The organism is Rubrobacter sp. M3-4 (assembly GCF_059772285.1).
On the sequence record NZ_JCBAJP010000004.1, the window covers coordinates 243884 to 265469 of the forward strand.

Annotated in this window: 18 protein-coding genes; 10 read left to right on the forward strand and 8 right to left on the reverse strand. The window is 64.8% G+C overall.

What is annotated here, in order from left to right:
• The first annotated feature begins 142 nt into the window (after window positions 1-142).
• From AC6EKW_RS06690 to AC6EKW_RS06700, 3 genes are all read left to right on the forward strand, one after another.
• Window positions 143-1141 (forward strand): sugar-binding transcriptional regulator, encoded by a 999-nt coding sequence (locus tag AC6EKW_RS06690; protein WP_498513982.1) that lies wholly within the window; start codon window positions 143-145, stop codon window positions 1139-1141.
• A 39-nt stretch (window positions 1142-1180) separates the two neighbouring features.
• Window positions 1181-1972 (forward strand): class I fructose-bisphosphate aldolase, encoded by a 792-nt coding sequence (locus AC6EKW_RS06695; protein ID WP_273887943.1) that lies wholly within the window; start codon window positions 1181-1183, stop codon window positions 1970-1972.
• Between the two features lie 111 nt (window positions 1973-2083).
• Window positions 2084-3028 (forward strand): 1-phosphofructokinase family hexose kinase, encoded by a 945-nt coding sequence (locus AC6EKW_RS06700; protein WP_498513983.1) that lies wholly within the window; start codon window positions 2084-2086, stop codon window positions 3026-3028.
• A gap of 4 nt (window positions 3029-3032) precedes the next feature.
• Here the strand turns inward: AC6EKW_RS06700 and AC6EKW_RS06705 are convergent, their stop codons facing one another.
• From AC6EKW_RS06705 to AC6EKW_RS06735, 7 genes are read right to left on the reverse strand one after another with little or no spacing between them, the layout of a single operon-like run.
• A complete protein-coding gene (locus tag AC6EKW_RS06705) occupies window positions 3033-4115 on the reverse strand; it encodes a sugar phosphate isomerase/epimerase family protein (RefSeq protein ID WP_498513984.1) in 1083 nt (360 codons plus the stop codon).
• A gap of 46 nt (window positions 4116-4161) precedes the next feature.
• Window positions 4162-5565 carry a glycoside hydrolase family 5 protein gene (locus AC6EKW_RS06710; protein WP_498513985.1) on the reverse strand — a complete coding sequence of 468 codons (1404 nt, stop codon included), beginning with the start codon at window positions 5563-5565 and terminating at the stop codon, window positions 4162-4164.
• 30 nt (window positions 5566-5595) lie between these two features.
• Complete coding sequence (locus tag AC6EKW_RS06715; protein ID WP_498513986.1) at window positions 5596-6468, reverse strand: carbohydrate ABC transporter permease; 873 nt, start codon at window positions 6466-6468, stop codon at window positions 5596-5598.
• 1 nt (window position 6469) lies between these two features.
• Window positions 6470-7360 carry a carbohydrate ABC transporter permease gene (locus tag AC6EKW_RS06720; RefSeq protein WP_498513987.1) on the reverse strand — a complete coding sequence of 297 codons (891 nt, stop codon included), beginning with the start codon at window positions 7358-7360 and terminating at the stop codon, window positions 6470-6472.
• Between the two features lie 7 nt (window positions 7361-7367).
• Window positions 7368-8681, reverse strand: coding sequence for an ABC transporter substrate-binding protein (locus AC6EKW_RS06725; RefSeq protein ID WP_273887951.1), 1314 nt, complete (start codon window positions 8679-8681; stop codon window positions 7368-7370).
• Window positions 8678-10144, reverse strand: a complete 1467-nt coding sequence (locus tag AC6EKW_RS06730) for a glycoside hydrolase (protein ID WP_498513988.1) — start codon at window positions 10142-10144, stop codon at window positions 8678-8680. Before AC6EKW_RS06730 ends, AC6EKW_RS06725 begins: the two co-directional genes overlap by 4 nt.
• Window positions 10145-11431, reverse strand: coding sequence for an ROK family transcriptional regulator (locus AC6EKW_RS06735; RefSeq protein WP_498513989.1), 1287 nt, complete (start codon window positions 11429-11431; stop codon window positions 10145-10147). It abuts the gene before it with no gap.
• 202 nt (window positions 11432-11633) lie between these two features.
• On the opposite strand from AC6EKW_RS06735, the gene AC6EKW_RS06740 reads away from it, so the two are divergent.
• A complete protein-coding gene (locus AC6EKW_RS06740) occupies window positions 11634-11960 on the forward strand; it encodes an SCP2 sterol-binding domain-containing protein (RefSeq protein ID WP_273887954.1) in 327 nt (108 codons plus the stop codon).
• Window positions 11961-12014: 54 nt separating this feature from the next.
• Here the strand turns inward: AC6EKW_RS06740 and AC6EKW_RS06745 are convergent, their stop codons facing one another.
• Window positions 12015-13820 carry an AMP-dependent synthetase/ligase gene (locus AC6EKW_RS06745; RefSeq protein ID WP_498513990.1) on the reverse strand — a complete coding sequence of 602 codons (1806 nt, stop codon included), beginning with the start codon at window positions 13818-13820 and terminating at the stop codon, window positions 12015-12017.
• Window positions 13821-13989: 169 nt separating this feature from the next.
• Between AC6EKW_RS06745 and AC6EKW_RS06750 the strand changes: the two genes are divergently transcribed.
• The 6 genes from AC6EKW_RS06750 (at window position 13990) to AC6EKW_RS06775 (ending at window position 21583) form a co-directional block, all read left to right on the forward strand.
• Window positions 13990-14952, forward strand: a complete 963-nt coding sequence (locus AC6EKW_RS06750; protein WP_498513991.1) for an alpha/beta fold hydrolase — start codon at window positions 13990-13992, stop codon at window positions 14950-14952.
• A 47-nt stretch (window positions 14953-14999) separates the two neighbouring features.
• Entirely contained in the window at window positions 15000-15854 is an 855-nt protein-coding gene (locus tag AC6EKW_RS06755) for an SDR family oxidoreductase (protein WP_498513992.1), read from the forward strand.
• Window positions 15851-17479 carry a succinic semialdehyde dehydrogenase gene (locus AC6EKW_RS06760; RefSeq protein WP_498513993.1) on the forward strand — a complete coding sequence of 543 codons (1629 nt, stop codon included), beginning with the start codon at window positions 15851-15853 and terminating at the stop codon, window positions 17477-17479. Before AC6EKW_RS06755 ends, AC6EKW_RS06760 begins: the two co-directional genes overlap by 4 nt.
• 87 nt (window positions 17480-17566) lie before the next feature.
• Window positions 17567-19051, forward strand: coding sequence for a flavin-containing monooxygenase (locus tag AC6EKW_RS06765; RefSeq protein WP_498513994.1), 1485 nt, complete (start codon window positions 17567-17569; stop codon window positions 19049-19051).
• Window positions 19052-19069: 18 nt separating this feature from the next.
• Window positions 19070-20266, forward strand: a complete 1197-nt coding sequence (locus tag AC6EKW_RS06770; protein ID WP_498513995.1) for an acyl-CoA dehydrogenase family protein — start codon at window positions 19070-19072, stop codon at window positions 20264-20266.
• Window positions 20267-20287: 21 nt separating this feature from the next.
• Entirely contained in the window at window positions 20288-21583 is a 1296-nt protein-coding gene (locus AC6EKW_RS06775) for a thiolase family protein (protein WP_498513996.1), read from the forward strand.
• Window positions 21584-21586: the final 3 nt, after the last annotated feature.

Below are 21586 nucleotides of genomic sequence, written 5' to 3' on the forward strand. Positions count from 1 at the left end.
GAAACCACCCTGAGTCTAGACCGGTCCAGATGTTTGTGTCAAGGGTGAAAAGCTTGCACATTTGTGCAGAGTATGTAAAATAGTGCTCATGATGTGGGAAATCTGTCTGGTATTCGACGGGACGAGCGGGAGGTAAGGACTGGTGGGACGTAGCGTGAGGAGTACGGTGGGGGACCGGGTGTTGCTTCTGTCTGAGGTGGCGCGTCTCTATTACGTGGAGGATCTCACCCAGGCGGCGATAGCACGGCGGATGGGGGTGTCACGTTCCAACGTCTCACGCATGCTCAAGGAGGCGCGCAAAAGAGGGCTGGTCGAGATACGGGTGCGTTCGCCGTTCAGAATGGTGGACAAGCTACAAAATGCACTCAAGGAGAGCCTCAATTTACAGGATTGTCTTGTACTTGCTCATATGGAATATGACGGGGGTGAAAACGAGCCATCCGGTTATGAGTATGGGATCGGAGCGCTGGCGGCTCAGTATCTGCAGGATAATCTAGCCGAGGGTGGCACCATAGGCGTGGGGTGGAGCAATGCCGTTTATAGGGTAGTAACCAGCAAGCGCTGGAGGCCACGGAAAGACGTCACGGTGGTACAGCTCATGGGTAGTATCGGAGGTACTATCCCTGAGCTCAACGGAGTACACATTGCTGCACAGCTGGCAAGCGCCCTGGGAGCGAAGGTTCATTACTTGCACGCGCCGATGGTGGTGGCTGATACGGGAGTGCGCAACGGGCTGTTACGTGACCAGCACATCTCCAGAACTCTGGAGATGGCACGCCGCGCTGACATCATGGTGGTAGGGATTGGAGCTATAAACCGGGATTCTGGTCAGTATCGGGCTGGATACCTTAACGACGCTGACCTCGAGTATATCCGAGGAAACGGAGTGGTGGGTGATGTATGCGGAGCCTATTTCTCGCTCGGTGGTGAGGTGTTGCATCTCGAGATGAACGATAGAACTGTGGCGCTGGATCCCGAGAGCGTGAAAGGCATCCCCATACGGGTGGGGGTAAGCTGGGGGGAGAAGAAGGTCGTTCCCAACATCGGAGCTGCGCGCGCCGGGCTCATCAACGTCCTCATCACCGACGAAGAGACCGCCTCCGGGATGCTGCGATTTCTGGAGCGAGAAAAGCGGGTGTAAGATAGCCCTGCTGATGGGCCAAAGTTCCAGGGAGGTGTTTTGAACGGAGCAGAGATGAGGCTGGGCAGGCTGTTCGACCGGCAGAGCGGCAACGCGTTCGTCGCCGCCTTCGACCACGGGCTCACGCTCAGGGTGTCGCCGGAGAACCCCGTCAGTGTGGTCGAGAGGATCGTCTCCACCTGCGAACCCGAGGGGGTCCTGCTCTCGCCGGGGATGCTGAAACGAACCGCCCACCTCTTCGCCCACCGCGGCGCCCCGGTCCCGCTCGTGCGATGCGACTTCGCGCTCCTGGACGACGACCTCAAGGCGAGCGGGGAGAGCTACCGCGTGATCTGTAGCCCGGAGGAGGCTGCCTCTTTGGGGGCCGGATGCGCGGTGATGTTCCTGATCCTCGGTGTCGAAGAAGGCGACCTCTTCGCCGAGAACGCCGCCGCCGTGGCCGAGGCTGCCTCCGCCTCCCAACGGGTGGGTATCCCGCTCATGGTCGAGGCCACCCTCTGGGGCTCCCGGATAGATGATAAGCGTGATCCCGAGCTCCTCGCCTTCGCCTGCCGGATGGCCGCCGAGCTCGGGGCCGACGTCATAAAGACAGAGTACACCGGGAGCGTGGAGACGATGCGGCGGGTCATCGAGGGCTGCCCGGTCCCCATCCTGACGCTCGGCGGGCCAAAGACCGACTCCGAGGATGCGCTCATCGAGGCGACCCGCGGCGCGATCCTGGCCGGTGCCCGCGGGGTCGTCTACGGCAGGAACATCTGGCAGGCCGACGACCCGCGTAGGATCTCCTCCGCGGTCCGCGAGGCCGTCCACGGCGTCTACGCCGGGAAGTAGCGTTTTGGAGATGTTCGCGGTCGGGCGCGAGAGGCTCGCCCGCGCCTGTAAGCTCTGCATCGCCCTCGCCGGGGCGATAGAGCCCCTGTGGCCATGTCTGGAGGGCGAGGTGTGATCCTCTTTTGCGGTGGGACCCCGGCGATGCAGCGCACGCTGCGCCTCCGCTCCCTCGTACCCGGTGCGGTCAACCGCGCCTACGAGGTCCGCGTCACCGCCTCCGGAAAGGTCTCGAACGCGGCCCGCATCGCCACGACCCTCGGCGGCGAGGCGCTGGCGGTGACTTTCCTGGGTGGTGATCCCGGACGCTTCGTCTCCGATGCTCTCGCGAAGAACGGCGTGCGGTGCGAGCCGGTCTGGGTGGAGGAGGCGCCGACCCGCACCTGCGTCACGCTCGTGCCGGACGAGGGGCCGGTGACCGAACTCGTCGAGGAGGCTCCGCGCGTCCCGAAACGGGCCGCACGCGAGCTGGAGGAATCGGTGGCCGCCCGTCTCCCTGACGCTTCTGCTCTCTGCCTGATCGGGACGATGCCCCCAGGTGTACCGGAGGACATCTACGCCCGGCTCGTGTGCGAAGCGAGAGAACGCGGCGTCCCCATCCTCCTCGACGCGCAGAAAGACCTGCTCACACGCGCCCTCCGGGAGCGACCATTCCTCGCCAAACCGAACCTGGATGAGGCGGCATCGGCGCTCGATCTCTCGCGCACGGACGACCCCCTGCGGGACGCCGGGAAGGCGGCGCGGGCTCTGCTCTCGGCCGGGGCGGTGTGGGCGCTGGTGACGGTGGGGGAGAGGGGGGCCGTGCTCGCCGGACCCGAAGGTGGACCCTGGCGCATCCAGCCCCCCCGCATCGAGGCCGTAAACCCCATCGGCTCCGGCGACGCCCTCGCCGCCGGGCTCCTGCTCTCCATGACGCGCGGGGCCACCCTCCCCGAAGCCGCGGCCTACGGGACCGCCTGCGCCGCCGCCAACGCCCTCACGCTCACCGCCGGGGTGGTGCATCCCGACGACGTGGAGAGGCTGCTGCCGCAGGTTCGTATCGAAGAGTTGCGACGATGAGACGTTAGGTCGTTTTCTGCTCTCCCGAGCGCAGCTCGCGGTGGCGCCTTGCGACCTCCTCTTCGAAGGAGCGATCCAGGCCCAAAGAGGCGTAGACCGCCTTCTGGGCGGAGAGGGCGTCCGCGTTAAGCTTGGCCTCCTTGAGCGCGGCGCGGTCTATCTTCTTCGCCAGCTCCCAGATGAACTCCCAGTGCAGGATGGCGCGGCGGACGGCGGCCACCTGGTCTTCGGTGTAGGGGTAGAGGTCGAAGCCGACCCGCTCTCCGTTCTCGCCGTAGCCCACGTCCTGCAGGGTCTGGGCGAGCTCGAGGGTCTGCATGAAGAAGTTGGTGCCGACCACGTTGTCGTCGTCGAAGGAACCCCAGCCGTCGTTTCCGTGCTGGTGGCCGAGCTTGTTCTCCGAGGCGAGAAGGGCCGCGTACTCGGCCAGATTCTCTCCGTTCATGATCAGGTGCTGCCAGTCCATGTTCACGAGCAGGTTCCGGGTGTCGACCCCTAAAGCCTTCACCTTCTGGATGGTGAAGAGCGTCATCCCGATGTTCTGCATCAGGATCTTCATCGCCGGCTCAGAGTTCTTGTGTTCGAGGAAGACCTTGATGCCCCGCTCGTTGGCGTGGTCCGTCAGCTCGGCTATGGCTTCGACGAACGCCCGCCAGGTCTCGGCGTAGGGCCGCTGGAAGGGGTAGTTGTACCCCTCGGCGCCGGGCCAGATGATGAAGTTCGCCCCCACCTCAGAAGCGAGGTCTATCCCTCGCTTGAGGGTGTCTATGCCCTTGCGGCGCAGCGAGGGGTCGGGGTTTATGAAGGCGCCCAGAGAGTAGGTGGGGTCGGTGTGCAGCCCGGCGGCCACGGCCGGCAGGTCCATGCCGTGGTCCTCGAGGATGCCGGTCACCTCCTCTGCGTTATCCTCGTTGATCTCGCCGGGGTAGTGGTATTCCAGCCCGTCGAGGATGTCCGAGAGCCCCTCGCAGACCCTTTTTGTCTTCTCCTGCATCGACTCCCTGGCAGCCTCGGGGTGGTAGCCCGGGGGGACGAAGCGGGTAACCGCCGGGCCGAACGCCCAGATCCCCACGCTGTTCTTGAGCATGCCTTGGCTCCTTTCCATCTCGGACGGTTTTCCCGGTTTGTTGTCCCTATTGTCCCGCAGCGGGAAGCTTCGCGTGGCGGGAGAGTATCTCCGCGAGCCGGGTGCGCTGCACGCAGTTCTCGAAGCGGAACGACTGCATTATTTCGTCTATCTCCTCTTCGGAGATGCCTCGGAAGCGCTCGGCGAACTCCGGGACCAAAGGTTCGGAGATGAGGATGTGGCGCACGAGCTGCTCTATGTCCCGCTGGGCGCCGAAGGGGAAGGGGGAGTAGTCCGGGAACTCCCGCTCGAAGAGGCGTTCGATCGGCTCCATCACGTCCCGGATGTGCTCGTCGGTCGTGCCCCAGGAGTCGGCGCCGAGGCGGATCTTCTTCTCCAGGACGGGCCTTATACGCTCCAGGTAGGGGGAGTCAGGGGCGGCGTAGACGATGCCCTGCAGCCCGATGTCCTTGTAGAGCCAGATCGACCAGCTCACCTCGTGGCGGTCGTAGATCTCGAGCTGGTCCTCGAGCACCCGGTAGCGCGACTCGTGGCTCTCGGGGTCCCACTGCGGGTAGACGGGCCCGAACTCGCCCACCCAGATATGGGTCCCGTGCTCGAGCATGTAGCGGCTCCTTCTCAGGAAGGTCTCCTCGAGCACCTTCCTGTCCACGTACTCGCCGCGGGAGACGCCGGGGTAGGGACCGCCGTCGACGAAGCCTGGCAGCGCGTAGTCGTGGTTGGTGTAGATTACGCCCTCCCACGGCTCATCGAACATGTGGAAATCCTGCGAGTAGCGGTTGCCCTCCAGGAAGATCAGGTGGTTCGGGTCCGCCGAGCGGATCGTCTCGTAGAGCCTCCGGTAGACCGGAAGGATCATCTCCTCCGTGGGATCCGCCGGTTCGTTGATCGGGTTGTAGCCCGCGACCCACCGGTTGTCCTTGTAGCGGTCGGCGATGACCTCCCACAGGTGCGCCGCCCTGTCCTGGAAGTGCCGGTGCTTCCAGAAGAAGGCCTTGTGGGTCGGGTTGTCCGAGTGCCAGTGCTGGTTCTGGTAGCCGGGTAGCGCGTGCAGGTCGATGATCGTGTAGATGTTGTGCCGGGCACAGAGGTCTATCACCCGGTCGAGGTGCCGGAAGCCCTCCTCCTTTATCTCGAAGGGGGCCAGGTCGTCCTCGAAGTGGCGGTAGTTGATGGGTATCCTCAGGCAGTTGAGGCCGAGCGAGGCGATGAAGCGGGCGTCCTCCTCCTCGAAGAAGTACTGTAGGAAGCGGTCGAAGAAGAGCTCGTACTTCTCTTCCCCGAGTACCCCGCGGATCGCCTCGCGCTGCGCCTCCTCGTTCGCCGGGTAGCCGGTGATGAAGTTCTCCATGTTCATCCAGCCGCCAAGCCCGAACCCGCGCAGCAGGACGGGGTTGCCCTCCCCGTCGAGTATCTGTCGACCCCGGATGCTCAGGAAACCGTCGGACAACGTCGTTGCCTCCTTCTAGCCGTTTTGGATCTACTTGCCGAAGCCAGCGGTGAGCCCGCCGAGCAGCTGGCGGCGTGCGACCACGTAGAGCACGATGATCGGCAGCACCGAGAGGAAGACCGCTGCCATGAGCCCCGGCACGTTCACGCCGTACTGACCCTGGAACTGCTGCAGCGCCAGCGGCAGGGTCTGGACGTTGGAGCTCTGCGTCAGGATGAGGGGGAAGAGGAAGTTGTTCCACACCTGAAGCGCGTTGTATATGACGACCGTGATAAGGGCGGGACGGGAGAGGGGGAAGACCAGGTTCCACAGTATGCGGAAGTGCCCGCTGCCGTCGAGGACCATCGAGTCGTAGAGCTCGTTCGGGATGTCGCGGATGAAGTTCACCAGGATCAGGACCGTAAGCGGTATCCCGAAGGCGACCTGCGGCGGGATCAGACCGTAGAGCGTGTCGTAGAGCCCGATGCGGACGATGAGCACGTAGATCGGGATGATCGCCGCCTGCAACGGGATCGCGAGCCCCAGAAGAAACATCCTGAAGGTGAACTGGACCACCCTGCTCCTGATCCTGGCTATCGCGTAGGCCGCGAGCAGCGAGACCGCCACGATGAGCACCACGCTTATCACCGTGACGAAGGCGCTGTTCAGGAAGTAGAGGCCTATCCCGTTCTGGATGACGCCCAGGTAGTTCTCTATCGTCGGGTTCGAGGGCGGCAGCCACAGGCTCCCGCTCAGAAACCCCGCCTGGGTCCTGAGGCTGGTGATGAACATGTAGTAGACGGGGTAGAACGCTATGACGAACCACACCAGCCCCAGGACGAGCGGGATGGGGTTGGGGAGCATGCGCCTCAACCGCGCCGGTTTTGCCGCCTCCCTCCGGGCCGTGCTCTGCCCTACGGCCATCCTAGAGGCCCTCCGCCTGGCTCTCCATCCTGCCGAAGCCGGTGAGACGGATCATGATCAGCGAGAGGAGCACACCGACCACGGCCAGGATCACGGCGATCGCGCTCCCGTAGCCTATCTGGGCGTCCTGGAAGGCGGTTATGTACATCTGCAGCGGGAGGGTGCGGGTGGCATAGCCGGGCCCGCCTCCGGTCATGACGTAGATCACGTCGAAATAGGTGAGAGATCCGGTGAGGATCAGGATGGTCGAGGTCACGACCGTGTACTTGAGCTGCGGAAGCGTTATGTAGAAGAACTGCTGCAGCGTCCCGGCCCCGTCTATGCGCGCCGCCTCGTAGAGGACCTGCGGGATCTGACGGGTCCCGGCCTGGTAGAGCAGCGTGTGGAACGGGATGAACTGCCAGGCGATGACGGCTATCACGGCGTAGAGCGCTATGTTCGGGTTGCCGAGCCAGTCGTTGGTCAGGGAAGAGGCGCCTATGGCCTGAAGGAAAGAGTTCAGCGCCCCGTTCGCCGAGAGCATCGAGGAGGCCCAGATGAGCCCTATCGCCACCGCCGAGAAGAGCAGCGGCAGGAAGTAGAAGACCCCGAGCAGCGCCCGGTAGCGCTGCCTGCCGGCGAGGAATACCCCGAGCAACAGGCTGATCGGGGTCTGCACGATCCAGGAGAGGACCATCACCTGCACCGTGAGAAAGATCGAATGCAGCGTCACCGAGTCGGTGAAGGCTTTCGCCCAGTTGCCAAAGCCCACCCAGTGCGGGGTGGATATGCCGTTCCAGTCCAAAAGGCTGATGTAGACCGCGGCGATCATCGGCCCCAAGGCGAAAACCACGAAGAACGCGACCGCCGGCAGGAGCATCAGCGAGATTGACCAGCTCAGTCTCCCAGACATGGCCTTTCTACAACCCCATGGCTTTGTTCATGTTCTTCGAGAACTGCTGCGGTGTGATCTTCTTCAAGAACAGCAGATCCAGGTTGGTGAGCAGCGCCTGTGCCGCTCGCGCCGGGAGCGCCTGGTCCCAAGAGAGGTCGTAGTAGGGGGCGTTCTGCGCCAGGTCGTAGACGAAGAGCAGCCAGTCGGAATCTTTCTGCTGCTTGAGTTTGGACTGGATGCCCTTTACGGGCGGTACGAGGCCTATCTTGATCAGCCCGTTTATCTCGTAGTCGTTCATTATCCCTTTGCTGAGGAAGGTTACGGCCGCCTTCTTGGCCTTGGAGGCCTGGGTGACCGAGTAGTAGTTCGTGAGGTTGCCGGCGACGTTTTGGGGGTTACCCTTGCCACCCTCGACCTTCGGGAACGGGAACCATCCCAGTTTGCCGCTCTTGATGAACTGCGGGGCGTTGGAGAGTATCGCCTGGTAGTCCCAGGCTCCCATGAGCTGCATCGCGGCTTTGCCGGTGTAAAGAAGCTGGGTGGACTGGCCCGTGTCGTAGTTCAGAGAAGCGAAGTTCGAGGGGAACGCCTTCATGGAGACGAGCTGCTGGATCATGGTGTTGGCCTTTATGAAGGCCGGGTCCGACCACGCCTTGGGCTTCTTGTCCAGCACGTTCTGGAAGGGTTTGGGGCCGCCGATCCTGTTTACCAGGTACTCCTCGTACATGAGATCGGGCCACTTGTTCTGCCCGGCGAGCGATATAGGGGTTATGCCCTTCTGGCTTAAGGTCTTTACTATGCTGAGAAGCTCCGACCAGGTCTTCGGCGGTTTGAGGTTGTATTTGCCGAAGATCTCCTTGTTGTAGTAGAAGAGCACCGGCTGGGTCCCCAGCATCGGGACGCCGTAGACTTTGCCGTTGAAGGTGACCGGGCGCATCACCGAAGGGAAGAACTTGTTGGTGTCGATGGAACCCTGCGGGAGTGCGTACACCTTGCCCGCATCCACGTAGGACTTGAGGATGCCGCCGCCCCACCCGAAAAAGATGTCCGGCGGGTTGCCGGCGCCCATGGCGGTCCTGAGCTTGTTCTTGTACGGGTCGTTCTGGAAGAACTGTACCGAGACCGAGATGTCCTTGTGGGTGGAGTCGAAGCGGGCCACCGTGTTCTTGATGAGCTTCTGCTGGTCGCCGGTGCTGATGTCCCAGATGGTTACGCTCTTGCTCCCCCCGGAACCGGCGGCCTTCTGCTGGCCGGTTCCGAAACTGCACCCCGCCGCCAGAGCGGCCACCGAGGCCGTCCCGCCCGCCGCCAGAAAGTCGCGCCGCGTCAGCTTCTTCATCTTTCTCTGCTCCTTTCCCGGTTCACGAAGGTGACCATCGACCTTGCAGGAATGGTCGTCCTGAAAGTTCCTCTCCTCACCGCAAGCGGTTTCTTTTTGCTCAGGCTGTTGAGCCCGTTGGTCAGGTAGGGTGTGATCCATCTGCCAACCCCGGCGTGACGTACCTCCACCTCCACCACAGCATCCGAACCCGAGGTGTTGATGGCCTGCACGCTCAGCCGCTCTCCCCTGCCGCGGAAGGCGGTCACCTTGAGGTTGGGGTTGCGGACATGGCTCTCGAGCCTCACGTCACCGGGCCTCACGGAGCGGATGTAGCCAGCGAACGCCCAGAGCCTTTTGGAGACGCTGTAGGAGTCGCCTTGTAGCCGTATGAGGCCCTCGTTGTCGTCTTTCTCGTGCGCCCCCCACCAATAGAAGAAGGCGTTGACGCTGGCCTCCGAGAGCGCGGTGCTGATGCGCGAGGCCCATGATAGTCCTGAGCTCTCCGATCCATCATCCCATGATGTGTTCCAGGAGTCGAAGGTAGACCACTCTGACTGCCATACAGGTCTCCCGTCGGACTCGATAGGGAAGCTCGGCCCGTCCGCGTAGCCATGTCCCGTAACGAGCGAGAGATGCTCCGCGGCCTCAGGATCGGAGAGTATTTGCTGCGCCATCTTGTCTGCTTCCTTCCACCCCACAGAGTCGCTGCAGGATATCTTCGTCCCAAGCCCGGAACGCTCCAGGGTGGGCCCCAAAACCTTTATGAAGTCAGCAGCCTGTTTCCCATCGGAGAGCATGCTGGCATACGAGGTAGCGAGCTCCGGCTCGTTCAGAAACCCTACATAGGTTATCTCTATGCCTTCCTGCTCGTAGAACCTCAGATACTGCACCAGGTAGTTCGCGTACGCCTGCCTCCAGTCATACGGGCAGGAGGTTCCCGGTACCCCGCAGAGGTAGCCCCCGTCCTTGTAGGAGCCGTTTGTCTTCATGTAGCCCGGAGCGCTCCAGGCGTCGGCGTAGATGGTCCTTACCCCGTATCTCATGGCTTCTTTGGAGAGCCACACCTGGCTGTTGTCCGAGCCGTCCCAGACGTAGTGCGGCTTTGCGGTGGGGCTTCCGGGGCTTGTCGGTTCGATGGACCTCATGTGGTCGAAGGTGTTGTCTGGGGCGGAGCCGATCTGGTTGCGCAATATGCTGAATCCCGCTCCCTTTTCTGTGTCGAAGAGCAGGTCCAGCACCTCCCGTTGTTTCTCCTGGGAGAGCCCTTCAGAGCCGTGCAGGATGTTTGCCCTCTGGAAGGCTTCGGAGAAGCCGAAGCCATCGATTCTCTGCAGACGGCTCGCGCCATCGACGAGGATGTCTGCTTTTGAGGTTCTGAGTGGTTTTGCCGAGGCATAGGGGCCCGAGCCGAGGGCGACCGAGGCTCCTGCCGCGGCCCCGAGTTTCAGGAACTCCCTGCGTGCGAGCTTTTTCTCTCCCATCTATACCTCCCCCGAGTCTGCTGTTTCCGTGACCAACTGTTCCGCAGTAGACGGCTCCATCCGCGTGACGGAGACGGCGAAGAGCTCCCTCAAGACCAGAGCGGCCGCCCCTATTGCCCCGGCATCCTCCCCCAGCGTCCCCCTCACAACTCGCACCCTGTTCGCCGCATGCTCCAGGGCATGCTTGCTGACCATCTCCCGGGCTGGCTCGAGCAGCAGTTCCCCGGCTTCCGCCGTAGAGCCTCCGACGACGACCAGCTCCGGGTCGAAGGCGTTCACCGCGTTTGCTATCCCCACACCCAGATACCGTCCGCTCTCCCGGATCACTTCCTGTGCCAGGGCATCTCCTTCGAGCGCCGCCCTCACCACGTCCTGGGCTTTGATCTCTTCGGGGGGCTTCCCCCCAAGCTCCTCCCTCCCGGAGAGCTTCATGAGCTTTCTCGCCCTCCTGGCTATCGCAGCCCGCCCCACGAACGCCTCGAGACACCCGTACCTGCCACACCCACACCTCGGACCATCGGGGTCTATCATGGTGTGGCCTATCTCCCCGGCTCCTCCGCGCGCCCCCCTCCTCATGTCTCCATCCATGATGATCGCCCCGCCAACACCCCTGTGGCAGATCACGTAGAGCATCTCACCGATCCCCTGCCCCACCCCGAAAAGATGCTCGCCTATGGCCCGGGCGTTGGCGTCGTTGTCCACCAGCACCGGCAGCCCATACTCCTTCTCGAGTCGCCCCCCCACATCGAGCTCACCCCACCCGGGAAAACTCGGTGGGCTGAAGCGCGCCCCGGAGGAACCCACGACAGGAGCAGGCACCGCAACCCCTATCCCCAGGATGAGCCCCCGTTTTGCCAGCGACCCCTCGTTCATCTCCTCGAGAGCCAGCCGCAGCTGCTCATAAGTAGCCTCAGGCCCCTCCGCCATCCTCGAAGGAACCAGAACCCGATGCTTCACCCGCGCCCTCAGGTCGGTGAGAACAGCGCTGAGCGTCCTGGTGCCCACCTCCACCCCGAGCGCATACCTCGCATCGTCGACCAGCTCCAGAAGCCTCGGAGGCCTCCCCCCCGTAGAAGGCCCCCACCCACCCTCCCGGATCAAACCCTCCTCGCAAAGCCTGCCGGTGATCTCCATGATCGCAGCAGCACTCAAGCCCGTCCTTCTCGCCAGCTCAGCCCGCGAGATGGGACCTTCCGTCCTGATCAACTCCAGAACAACCGCCCGGTTGTGCCGCCTCACATCCCCAGACGCTCTTCCTACCGAATTGTTCGCTGCTCGGATCTCCACCTTTACCCCATTACTTAAAACAGTAAATTAAGTAACCGGCCAATATGTACCAGATCTCGCCGGGTGATGCAATGTTTGCGCGGTGTGTTCGCCGACTTTTTTAAGCGAAAGTATTTAGTTTCGCGTAAAACTCATCGATTGACAGTCAGTCAGTAAGCGGGGTATCATTGGTTCGGAGTTCGTTGGATACGAAGGAGGGGAGATGGCCGGTTACTCGTCGGCGCGGGAGTACTTCGAGCGGATGCGGGACGAGATCACCGAGGAGCAGGCCAGGCAGCTCGCTGGCGTCTACGAGTTCGACATCAGGGACGCGGGCAGGTTCCGTGTGCGGTTCAACGAGGACGGGACGCTCGACGTTCTGGACGAGAACGACGAGACGAAGCCCGAGTGCACCCTGATGGCGAACGAGAAGGACTGGCTCTCGATAGTCTCCGGCGAAACCAAGCCGATGAGTGCCTTCATGCGGGGCAAGCTCAAGGTGAAGGGGAGCACCGGGAAGGCGATGAAGCTGCAGAAGGTGCTCCTTTAGGCGCGTCGTCTTCTGCGCGGGCCGCCCCGCTTTTCCTGCGGGGCGGCCTCTTTGTCAGGCGTAGATCTTCTGGACGAGGTCCTGGTTCTTCGAGAGGATCGCCTTACGCTTGAGCTTGAGGCTCGGGGTGAGCTCTCCGCTCTCTTCGGTCCACTCGTGCGGCACGAGCTCGAATTTCTTCGGGCGCTCGTGCTCCTGGAAGTCGCGGCAGGCTTCTTCGATCTCGGAGGAGATCAGGTCCCTCGCGCGCCGGTCGGAGCAGAGCTTCTCATCCGGGAGGTCTTCACCGAGCGTCCTGCGTAGGGCGTCGAAGTCCGGGACGAGGAGGGCGGAGACGAACTTCTTCCCCTCGCCGACGAGCATCGCCTGGGAGATGTGGGCGGTGTTGGCGAGGGCGGTTTCTATCGGCTGGGGGGCGACGTTCTTGCCGGTGTCGAGGACCATGATGTCCTTGGCGCGGTCGGTTATCTTCAGCCTCCCGCCCTCGTCGAACTCTCCGACGTCTCCGGTGTGGAACCAGCCGTCCTCGAAGGCGGCCTCGTTCTCGTCCGGGAGGTTGTGGTAACCGCGGGTGACGCTGGGGCCCCGCACCAGGATCTCCCCGTCCTCCGCCAGACGCACCTCGACGTTGGGCAGCGGCGGTCCGACGGTGCCGAACTTCAGATCCTCGAAACGGTTCACGGCGATGACCGGGGAGGTCTCGGTGAGGCCGTAGCCCTCGGCGACCGGGATGCCGGCTCCGTAGAAGAACTCACCGAGCCAGGGCTCCAGGCGTGCGCCGCCGCTGACGCAGAACTTTATCCTCCCGCCGAGTCCCTGGCGCACCTTGCGGTAGACGAGCAGATCGTAGAGGCGGAACATCGCCTGCTCTCTTGGTCCCATCTGGCGTTCTCCGGCGTCGGCGAGATACCTGTTCCGGGCGGTGCGTACGGCGCTCTCGAAGATCCTGGCCCGCACCGGGTTCGCGGTGCCCTGGGCGCGTATGACGCCGAAGATGCGCTCGAAGACCCGGGGGACGGCGAGCAGGACGGTGGGTCTGACCTCCTGCAGGTTCTGCTGCACCCTGTCCACCGACTCGGCGATGTAGTTGGTCCCGCCGCCGACGAGGTTCAGAAACTGGCTGCAGGTCCTCTCGAGCACGTGCGAGAGGGGGAGGATCGAGAGCCCCACGTCGTCGTCCGAGATCGGGACGACCTCTATTATCGCTTCGAGGTTGGAGAGAATGTTGCCGTGGGTCAGGATCGCCCCCTTCTGCCTGCCGGATGTCCCGGAGGTGTAGATGATGGTCGCTACCTGATCCCGCCCGAGACCGCGCCAGGCCTCCTCCCACCCGGCATACTTCTCCCGCCTCCCACGCTCCTCGACCTCGGAGAATCGCAGCGTACCCTTCCCGGCCGCACCCTCGTCCAGAACTATCGTGTGAGCCACCTCGACCCCGGAACCCCGCACCGCCTCGAGCTGCTCCCCGCCTTCCACGATGACGATGCGGGCCCCACAGTCTCGCAGTATGTGTTCCACCTGCCCGGGGCCCAGCGTGGGGAAGATCGGCGCCGCCGCGGCCCCGAGGCTCATGATCGCGAGGTCCGCTACCGTCCAGCCCACCCGGTTGGTCGACATGATCGCAACCCGTTCCCCCTCCCGAACCCCGAGCCCCCGCAGACCCGCCGCGAAATCCTCCACCCTCCGGTAGAGCTCCCGGAACGAGTACTCCCTCCACCGGCCGCCATCCTTCTCGGCGAGGGCCGTCTTGTCCCCCTTCTCCTCGACCGTGAGCCAGAACGCCTCCAGGAGGCTGTGAGACTCCTTTACCCTCTGCACCACCGCTCTCGCCCGTTCCTCGTCACGCCGGATGCTCAGCAAGGCTCATCACCCCCGCTCTCTTCCCCCAGCCGTCGGGATACGATTTCAACTTCTCAATATAGCATCAGATGATAATCAAGCAAGCCGTCGACTTGACGCTGATCCAGAACCCCTCTACACTTTATGACTGATCATCAGTCAATTGCAAGGTCAGGAAAGGGAGAGGCCGATGTCCGGTCTGGGGCGCGGGGTGATATCGAGATCGCCGGTGATCGTCGCGGGTTTAGGCATTGCGGCTTCGCTCTATGCCGGGCGGCGGTGGCTCGGGCTGGTGGACGTACCGGCCGGGGAGCTGGAGGGCAGGTATGGGGGGGAGGGGTCCCGCTTCGCGCTGGTTCGGGGAGCGAGGATCCACTACCGGGACGAAGGGAGGAGGGACGGGCCGGCGCTTCTGATGCTGCACGGGGTGTTCTCGTCGCTGCATACCTGGGAGGGGTGGGTGGAGCGGTTGCGGGACAGGTACCGGCTGGTGCGGCTCGACCTGCCGGGGTTCGGGCTGACGGGGCCGGTGGACGACCTGGTGGGGATGGTGAGGGATCTGGCGGGTGTGCTGGACGAGTTCGCCGACGTGGTCGGGATCGGGAGTTTCAGCCTGGCGGGGAACTCGCTCGGGGGGTACTTCGCCTGGAGGTACGCTCTCGCGCGTCCGGAGAGGGTGGAGCGGATGATCCTCGTGGACTCCGCCGGGTATCCTTTCGGGTTGCCGCCGGTGCTCAGGCTGGCGTCGGCGCCGGGGGTGGGGAATGTTTTCAGGTTCTTCACGCCGCGGGTGATGGTGGCGATGAGCCTGCGCGAGGTCTATGGGGATGCCGGCAGGATCCGGCCCGGCACCCTCAGGCGTTATCACGAGCTGATGCTCCGTCCCGGCAACCGCCGCACGCTGCTTCTGGCCGGGCGCGAGATGGAGCGGCAGTTCAGGCGGTACAGCGGGGAGATCCGACACGTCTCGACCCCCACGCTCGTGATGTGGGGGGAGGAGGACCGCTGGATCCCTCCCGACCACGCCCGCAGGTTCGCGCGCGACCTGCAGGATGCCCGGCTCATCACCTATCCTGGCGTCGGACACGTGCCGATGGAGGAGATCCCCGAGCAGAGCGCCGCCGACGCCGACGCGTTCCTCTCGGGGGTGTAGTTTCGGGGTGAGGTTTTGGTCTTCGATCTCTGGGAGAGGAGGAGGGTTTGACCAGGATATCCGGGAAGACGGCGCTCGTCACGGGTGGAGCCAGCGGGATGGGCCGGCTCATGGCCATGAAGCTCGCCCGACGCGGAGCGCGGGTCGTCATCTACGACCTCGACGAGGCTGCCATAGAGGAGGCCGTACGGGAGGCCGGGGCGTACAACGGGGGCCGGGCCTACGGTTACGTCTGCGACGTCTCGGATCGGGAGATGGTCTACGAGGTCGCTGACAGGGTGCGCCGGGAGGTCGGGGACGTCGAGATCCTGATAAACAACGCCGGCGTCGTCACCGGCAAGACGCTCATGGAGGCGCCGGACGAGCAGATAGAGCGGGTCTTCAAGGTCAACGCGCTCGCGCTCTACTGGGTGACCAAATCTTTCCTCGGACCCATGATGGAGAAGAACGAGGGGCACATCGTCACGATCGCCTCCGCCGCCGGGATAATCGGGGTGAGCAAGCAGACCGACTACTCGGCGAGCAAGCATGCGGCGGTCGGTTTCACGGAGTCGCTCAGGGTGGAGCTGAAGCGCTACGGGTACCGGGGGATAAGGACGACGATCGTCAGCCCCTACTACGTGGACACCGGGATGTTCCGCGGGGTGAAGACCCGCTTCCCGAGGGTGCTCCCCATCCTCGATCCCGATCGGGTCGCGGAGAAGGTGATGCGCATGATCGAGAGGAACCGCCAGGAGATAAAGATGCCGTTCATCGTGACCACGGTCCCGGCGCTGCACGTGCTGCCGGCGAACCTGCTCGATCGGATAATGGACTTCTTCGGCGTAAACCACTCGATGGACGAGTTCGTCGGGCGCGAGGGGGAGCCGGAGAGACCCGTCCCCGTGAAGGAGCGGGCATGAGAACCGGAGAACGCCTCATCGCCTCCGACGGCGACCTCCAGCGCGCCTCCGGGACCCGTGCGCTCATGGCCTCCACCGGGAGGCTCGACCCCGACGGCTTCCTTGACCTCGCGCGGGAGGCGACCGCGAGCGGGGAACCGCTCGACGTGGAGTGCCCGTTCACCGGGGAGGTGTTCGCCCGCGTGCCCCGATCGACCCCGGAGGACGTCAGGGATGCCTTCCGGCGGGCGCGACGGGCGCAGCCGGGTTGGGCGGCGCTCTCCTTCCGGGAGCGCGGGGAGGTGTTCCTGCGCTTCCACGACAGGCTGCTCGAGCGACGCGAGGAGCTCCTCGACCTGGTGCAGCTCGAGGCCGGGAAGGCCCGCCTGCACGTCTTCGAGGAGCTTCTGGATGCGGTGATCGTCGCCCGCTACTACGCCCACACCGCCGGACGCCACCTGAAGAGCCGCCGCCGGCAGGGAGCGATCCCCCTCCTCACGTCCACGGTGCAACACCGCCATCCGGTCGGTGCGGTCGGCTTCATCGTGCCGTGGAACTACCCGCTCACCCTGGCGATCACCGACGCGATCCCGGCGATGATGGCCGGAAACGCCGCCGTTATAAAACCCGACCACAAGACACCCCTCACCGCGCTCTGGCTCGCCCGGCTCCTGCGCGGGTGCGGCCTGCCTCGTGACCTCATCCAGATCGTCCCCGGCGAGGGCGGGACGGTCGGTGAGAGGCTCGTGGAGGAGGCGGACTTCGTCATGTTCACCGGCAGCACCGAGACCGGCCGCCGGGTCGCCGCGAAGGCCGCCGGGCGGCTGGTCGGCTCCTCGATGGAGCTCGGCGGCAAGAACCCCATGATCGTCTTCGAGGACGCCGACCTGGACCGCACGGTGGAGGGCGCGATCCGGGCCTGCTTCGCGAGCGCCGGACAGCTGTGCATCTCTGCCGAGCGGCTCTACGTGCACGCCGCGGTCTACGATCGGTTCCTCCCCCGCTTCGTGGACCGCACGCGGAACCTGCGCCTGGGCGCAGGCCTCGACTACTCCTCCGAGATGGGCTCCCTCGTCTCCGCCGCCCAGCTCGAGCGGGTCCGCTCCCACGTCGAGGAGGCCGTGGAGGGCGGCGCGCGCGTCCTCGCCGGGGGACGCCCCCGGCCGGACCTCGGACCGTACTTCTACGAGCCGACGATCCTCACCGGCGTCAGAGAGGGGATGGCTCCCTTCTCCGAAGAGACCTTCGGCCCGGTGGTCTCCGTCTACCGTTTCCATACGCCGGAGGAGGCGGTCTCGCTCGCCAACGCCACCCGCTACGGCCTGAGCGCGAGCCTCTGGACCCGCAGCACCCGCTGGGCCGAGCAGGAGATCGCCCCACGCATCCAGGCCGGTACCGTGAACATAAACGAGGCCTACGCCGCCTCCTGGGCCTCGACCGACTCCCCGATGGGCGGCTTCAAAGACTCCGGCCTCGGTCGCCGTCACGGCGAGGAGGGAATAACCAAGTACACCGAATCCCAGACCGTCACCACCCAGCGCCTCATCCCCCTCGTCGCCCCCTTCGCCGGGATCGAAGGCAGAGCCTACGAGCACCTGATGGTCTTTTCCATACGCCTCCTGCGCCACCTCCCGGGGATCAAATAGGGGCAGGCGGCTTGACTTGTCCGCCTCAGCCCGTAAAATCCTCCTCGAGTGATGACTGAGTGTCAGTCAGAAGGGGTGGGATCGTAAGTGGGGCTCGAAGAGCGGGTCGGGGTGGTGATAGCGGGGAGTGGGTTCGCCGGGATCGGGATGGCGATCCGGCTGAGACGTGAGGGGATCGAGGACTTCGTGGTGCTCGAGCGTGCGGGGGATGTGGGGGGGACGTGGCGGGACAACACCTATCCCGGGGCGGCTTGTGACGTACCCTCGCACCTGTATTCTTTTTCGTTCGCGCCGAACCCTGACTGGGAGCACAACTTCTCGCGGCAGCGGGAGATCCGGGAATATCTGCGGAGGTGTGCGCGGGAGTTTGGGATCATGGCCCACCTGCGCTGCGGGGTGGAGGTGCTGGAGGCGCGCTGGGACGAGGAGCCTGCGGAGTGGGAGGTCGAGACGAACCGCGGGGTTATACGGGCGCGGGTGTTCGTGAGCGCGATGGGGGCGCTGAGCGAGCCGAAGATCCCCGGGATTCCCGGGCTCGAGGGGTTTCCGGGGAGGGTGTTCCACTCGGCGCGGTGGGATCACGGCTACGAGCTGCGCGGCAGGAGGGTCGCGGTCGTGGGCACCGGGGCTTCTGCGGTGCAGTTCGTCCCGGAGATACAGCCGGAGGTTGAGAGGCTCTACCTCTTCCAGCGGACACCCCCGTGGGTCATCCCACGCAGGGACAGGCGGTACACGGCCTTCGAGCGGAGGCTCTTCCGCCTCGTGCCGGGGTATCAGCGGGCGCTCCGGGGGCTCATCTACTGGGGGCGGGAACTCTACGTCCTCGGGTTCGTCTACGACCGCAGGATCATGAAAGGCCTCGAGCTGCTGGCCAGGCGGCATCTCGAGCGGCAGGTATCGGATCCGGTGTTGCGGCGCAAACTCACACCGGATTACACGATAGGGTGCAAGAGGATCCTGCTCTCCAACGAATACTATCCCGCGCTCTGCCGGCCGAACGTCGAGGTGATCTGCTCGGGACTCTCCCGGGTGCGGGGGAGCCAGGTCGTCGCGGCCGACGGTACGGCGCGGGAGGTGGACGCCATCATCTTCGCCACCGGCTTCCATGTGACCGACATGCCGGCCGCGGGGTTCATCCGGGGCCGCGGCGGGGTAACGCTCGCCGGGAGCTGGAAGGACGGGATGCAGGCCTACCGGGGGACGACCGTCGCCGGGTTCCCCAACTTCTTTCTGCTGCTCGGACCCAACACCGGGCTCGGGCACAACTCGCAGGTATTCATGATCGAGGTGCAGATAGAGCACGCCGTCGACTGCATCCGGCACCTGCGACGCTCCGGGGCCGCGACCGTGGAGGTGCGTCCCGAGGCGCAGCGAGCGTACAACGAGCGGGTGCAGCGGGCATTCCGGGGCACCGTGTGGACCGAGGGCGGGTGCAGGAGCTGGTACCTGGACGAGCAGGGGCGCAACACCACGCTGTGGCCCGGCTTCACCTGGCGTTTCTGGCTGCGCTCGCGCCGGATGGACCCCGCGGATTACCTGCTGGGAGAGAGGGAGAGGCTCGTAAGAGCGTAAGGAAAAGAAAGGAGAAAGATGACCGCCGACATAGGAAAAGCGCTCGGGACCGACTACTACAAGGTCGAAGAGTGGATGAGCGAGGAAGACCGCAGGATCCGGGACAGGGTCAGGGACTTCTGCGACCGGGAGGTCATCCCGGTGATGGGCAGATACTGGAACAGGGAGGAGTTTCCCTTCGAGCTCGTGCCCAAGCTCGCGGAGCTGAACATCGCCGGGCACGTCATACCCAGGGAGTACGGCTGTCCCGAGATGAGCAACCTGGCCGCAGGTCTCGTCATGATGGAGCTCTCGCGCGGCGACGGATCCCTGAGCACCTTCTTAGGGGTGCACTCCGGGCTCGCGATGACCTCCATCGCCCTCTGCGGGAGCGAGGAGCAGCGGCAGAGGTGGCTGCCGCAGATGGCGCGGCTCGAGAAGATCGGGGCCTTCGCCCTCACCGAGCCCGACCACGGATCGGACGTGGTCATGCTCGAGACCACCGCCGAGAAGGACGGCGACGGGTGGGTCCTGAACGGCAGCAAGCGCTGGATCGGCAACGCCACCTTCGCCGACGTCGTCGTGGTCTGGGCGCGCGACATGGAGGACGGCGAGATCAAAGGCTTCCTGGTGGAGAAGGGCACCGAGGGCTTCGAGACGGAGCGGATAGAGGGCAAGATCGGCAACCGCTCCTCCTGGCAGGCGAACATCACCCTGGAGAACGTCCGGGTGCCCGAGGAGAACCGGCTGGAGAACGCCAATTCCTTCGCCGACACCTCCACCGTGCTCACCAACACCCGCTACGGGGTCGCCTGGCAGGCGCTCGGGCATGCTCTCGCCTGCTACGAGGCCGCGGTGAGCTACGTCAAGGAGCGTGAGATCTTCGGGATGCCCGAGGCGACCTTCCAGCTCACCCAGTACCGCCTGGCGGGGATGCTCGCCGACCTCACCCAGATGCAGCTCGTCTGCTTCCGGCTCGCCCAGCTCATGGACCAGGGGGAGCTCACCCACGGCCGGGCCTCGCTCGCCAAGCTCATCACCGCCAGGAAGGGGCGTCAGATCTGCGCGGAGGCCCGCGATCTTCTCGGGGGCAACGGCGTCCTCGTCGATTACCTCGTCGGCAAGCACCTGGCGGACATGGAGATCATCTACACCTACGAGGGGACAGACGCCGTACAGTCTTTGATCGTGGGACGCTCCATCACCGGCGAGCAGGCGTTCGTCCCCGCCGGCTGAGCCACGGAGGAGATATCCGATATGGCAGAGCAGCGCAACGTCGTTCTGGTCGACGGTGCGAGGACCCCGTTCATGCGGTCCGGCACCGCCTACCTGAGCCAGACATCCTACGATCTGGCCCGCACCGTGCTCCGGGGTCTCCTGGAGCGCACCGCGATCCCGCCGGGGGACGTGGGCTACGTGGTGATGGGCACCGTCATCCAGAACATCCGCACCTCGAACGTCGCCCGCGACGCGTCTCTCGCGGCCGGGATCCCGAACTCCGTCCCGGCGCACACCGTCACGATGGCCTGTATCTCCTCCAACCAGGCCATAACGAGCGCGCTCGAGACTATCCGGGCCGGAAACGCCGCCGCCGCGATCGCCGGTGGGGTGGAGGTCATGTCCGACACCCCGCCCCAGTTCGAGAAGAAGGTGCGCGAGCGGCTCTTCGAGGCGCAGAGCTTCAAATCCCCGCTGGAGTTCCGGAAGCTGCTCTCGGGGATGAGCCCGAGCGACTTCCTCCCCCGCGCTCCCACCATCTCCGAGTACTCCACCGGGGAGCTGATGGGCGAGAGCGCCGACAGGCTCGCCGCCGCCTTCGGGGTCGGCCGAAGGGAGCAGGACGAGTACGCCCTGCGCACCCACACCCTGGCGGCCAAGGCCACCGACAGCGGACGGCTCTCGGAGGAGATACTGCCGATCGCCGTCCCGCCGGACTTCGAGCTCCTCACCGAGGACAACACCATCCGCCGGGACACCAGCCTGGAGAAACTCGCGAAGCTCCCCCCGGCCTTCGTGAAGCCCTTCGGCACCGTGACGGCGGGCAACTCCTCCCCGCTCACCGACGGTGCCTCTGCGGTGCTCCTGATGGAGGAGGAGGCCGCGCGCGCCTCCGGCTACGAGCCGAAGGCGCGCCTTTTGGACTATCTGTACGTGGCGCAGGATCCGGGCGAGGAGCTCCTTCTCGGCCCGGCCTACGCCGTCCCCAGGCTGCTCGAGCGCAACGGACTCTCGCTCTCCGACATAGACGTCATCGAGATCCACGAGGCCTTCGCCGGGCAGGTGCTCGCGGTGTTGAAGGCGCTGGGGTCCGCGCAGTTCGCCTGCGAGAGGCTCGGGCGCAGCCGGCCGGTCGGGGAGGTGGAGATGGAGAAGGTCAACGCCTGGGGCGGCTCGGTCTCCCTCGGGCACCCCTTCGGGGCCACGGGGGCGCGGCTCGTGACCACCGCCGCCCACCGCCTCGAGGATGAGGATGGGACCCTTGCCATAGTCACCGCCTGCGCGGCGGGCGGGCTGGGTCACGCCATGCTGATCGAACGCACCGGGGAGGAGTGAAAG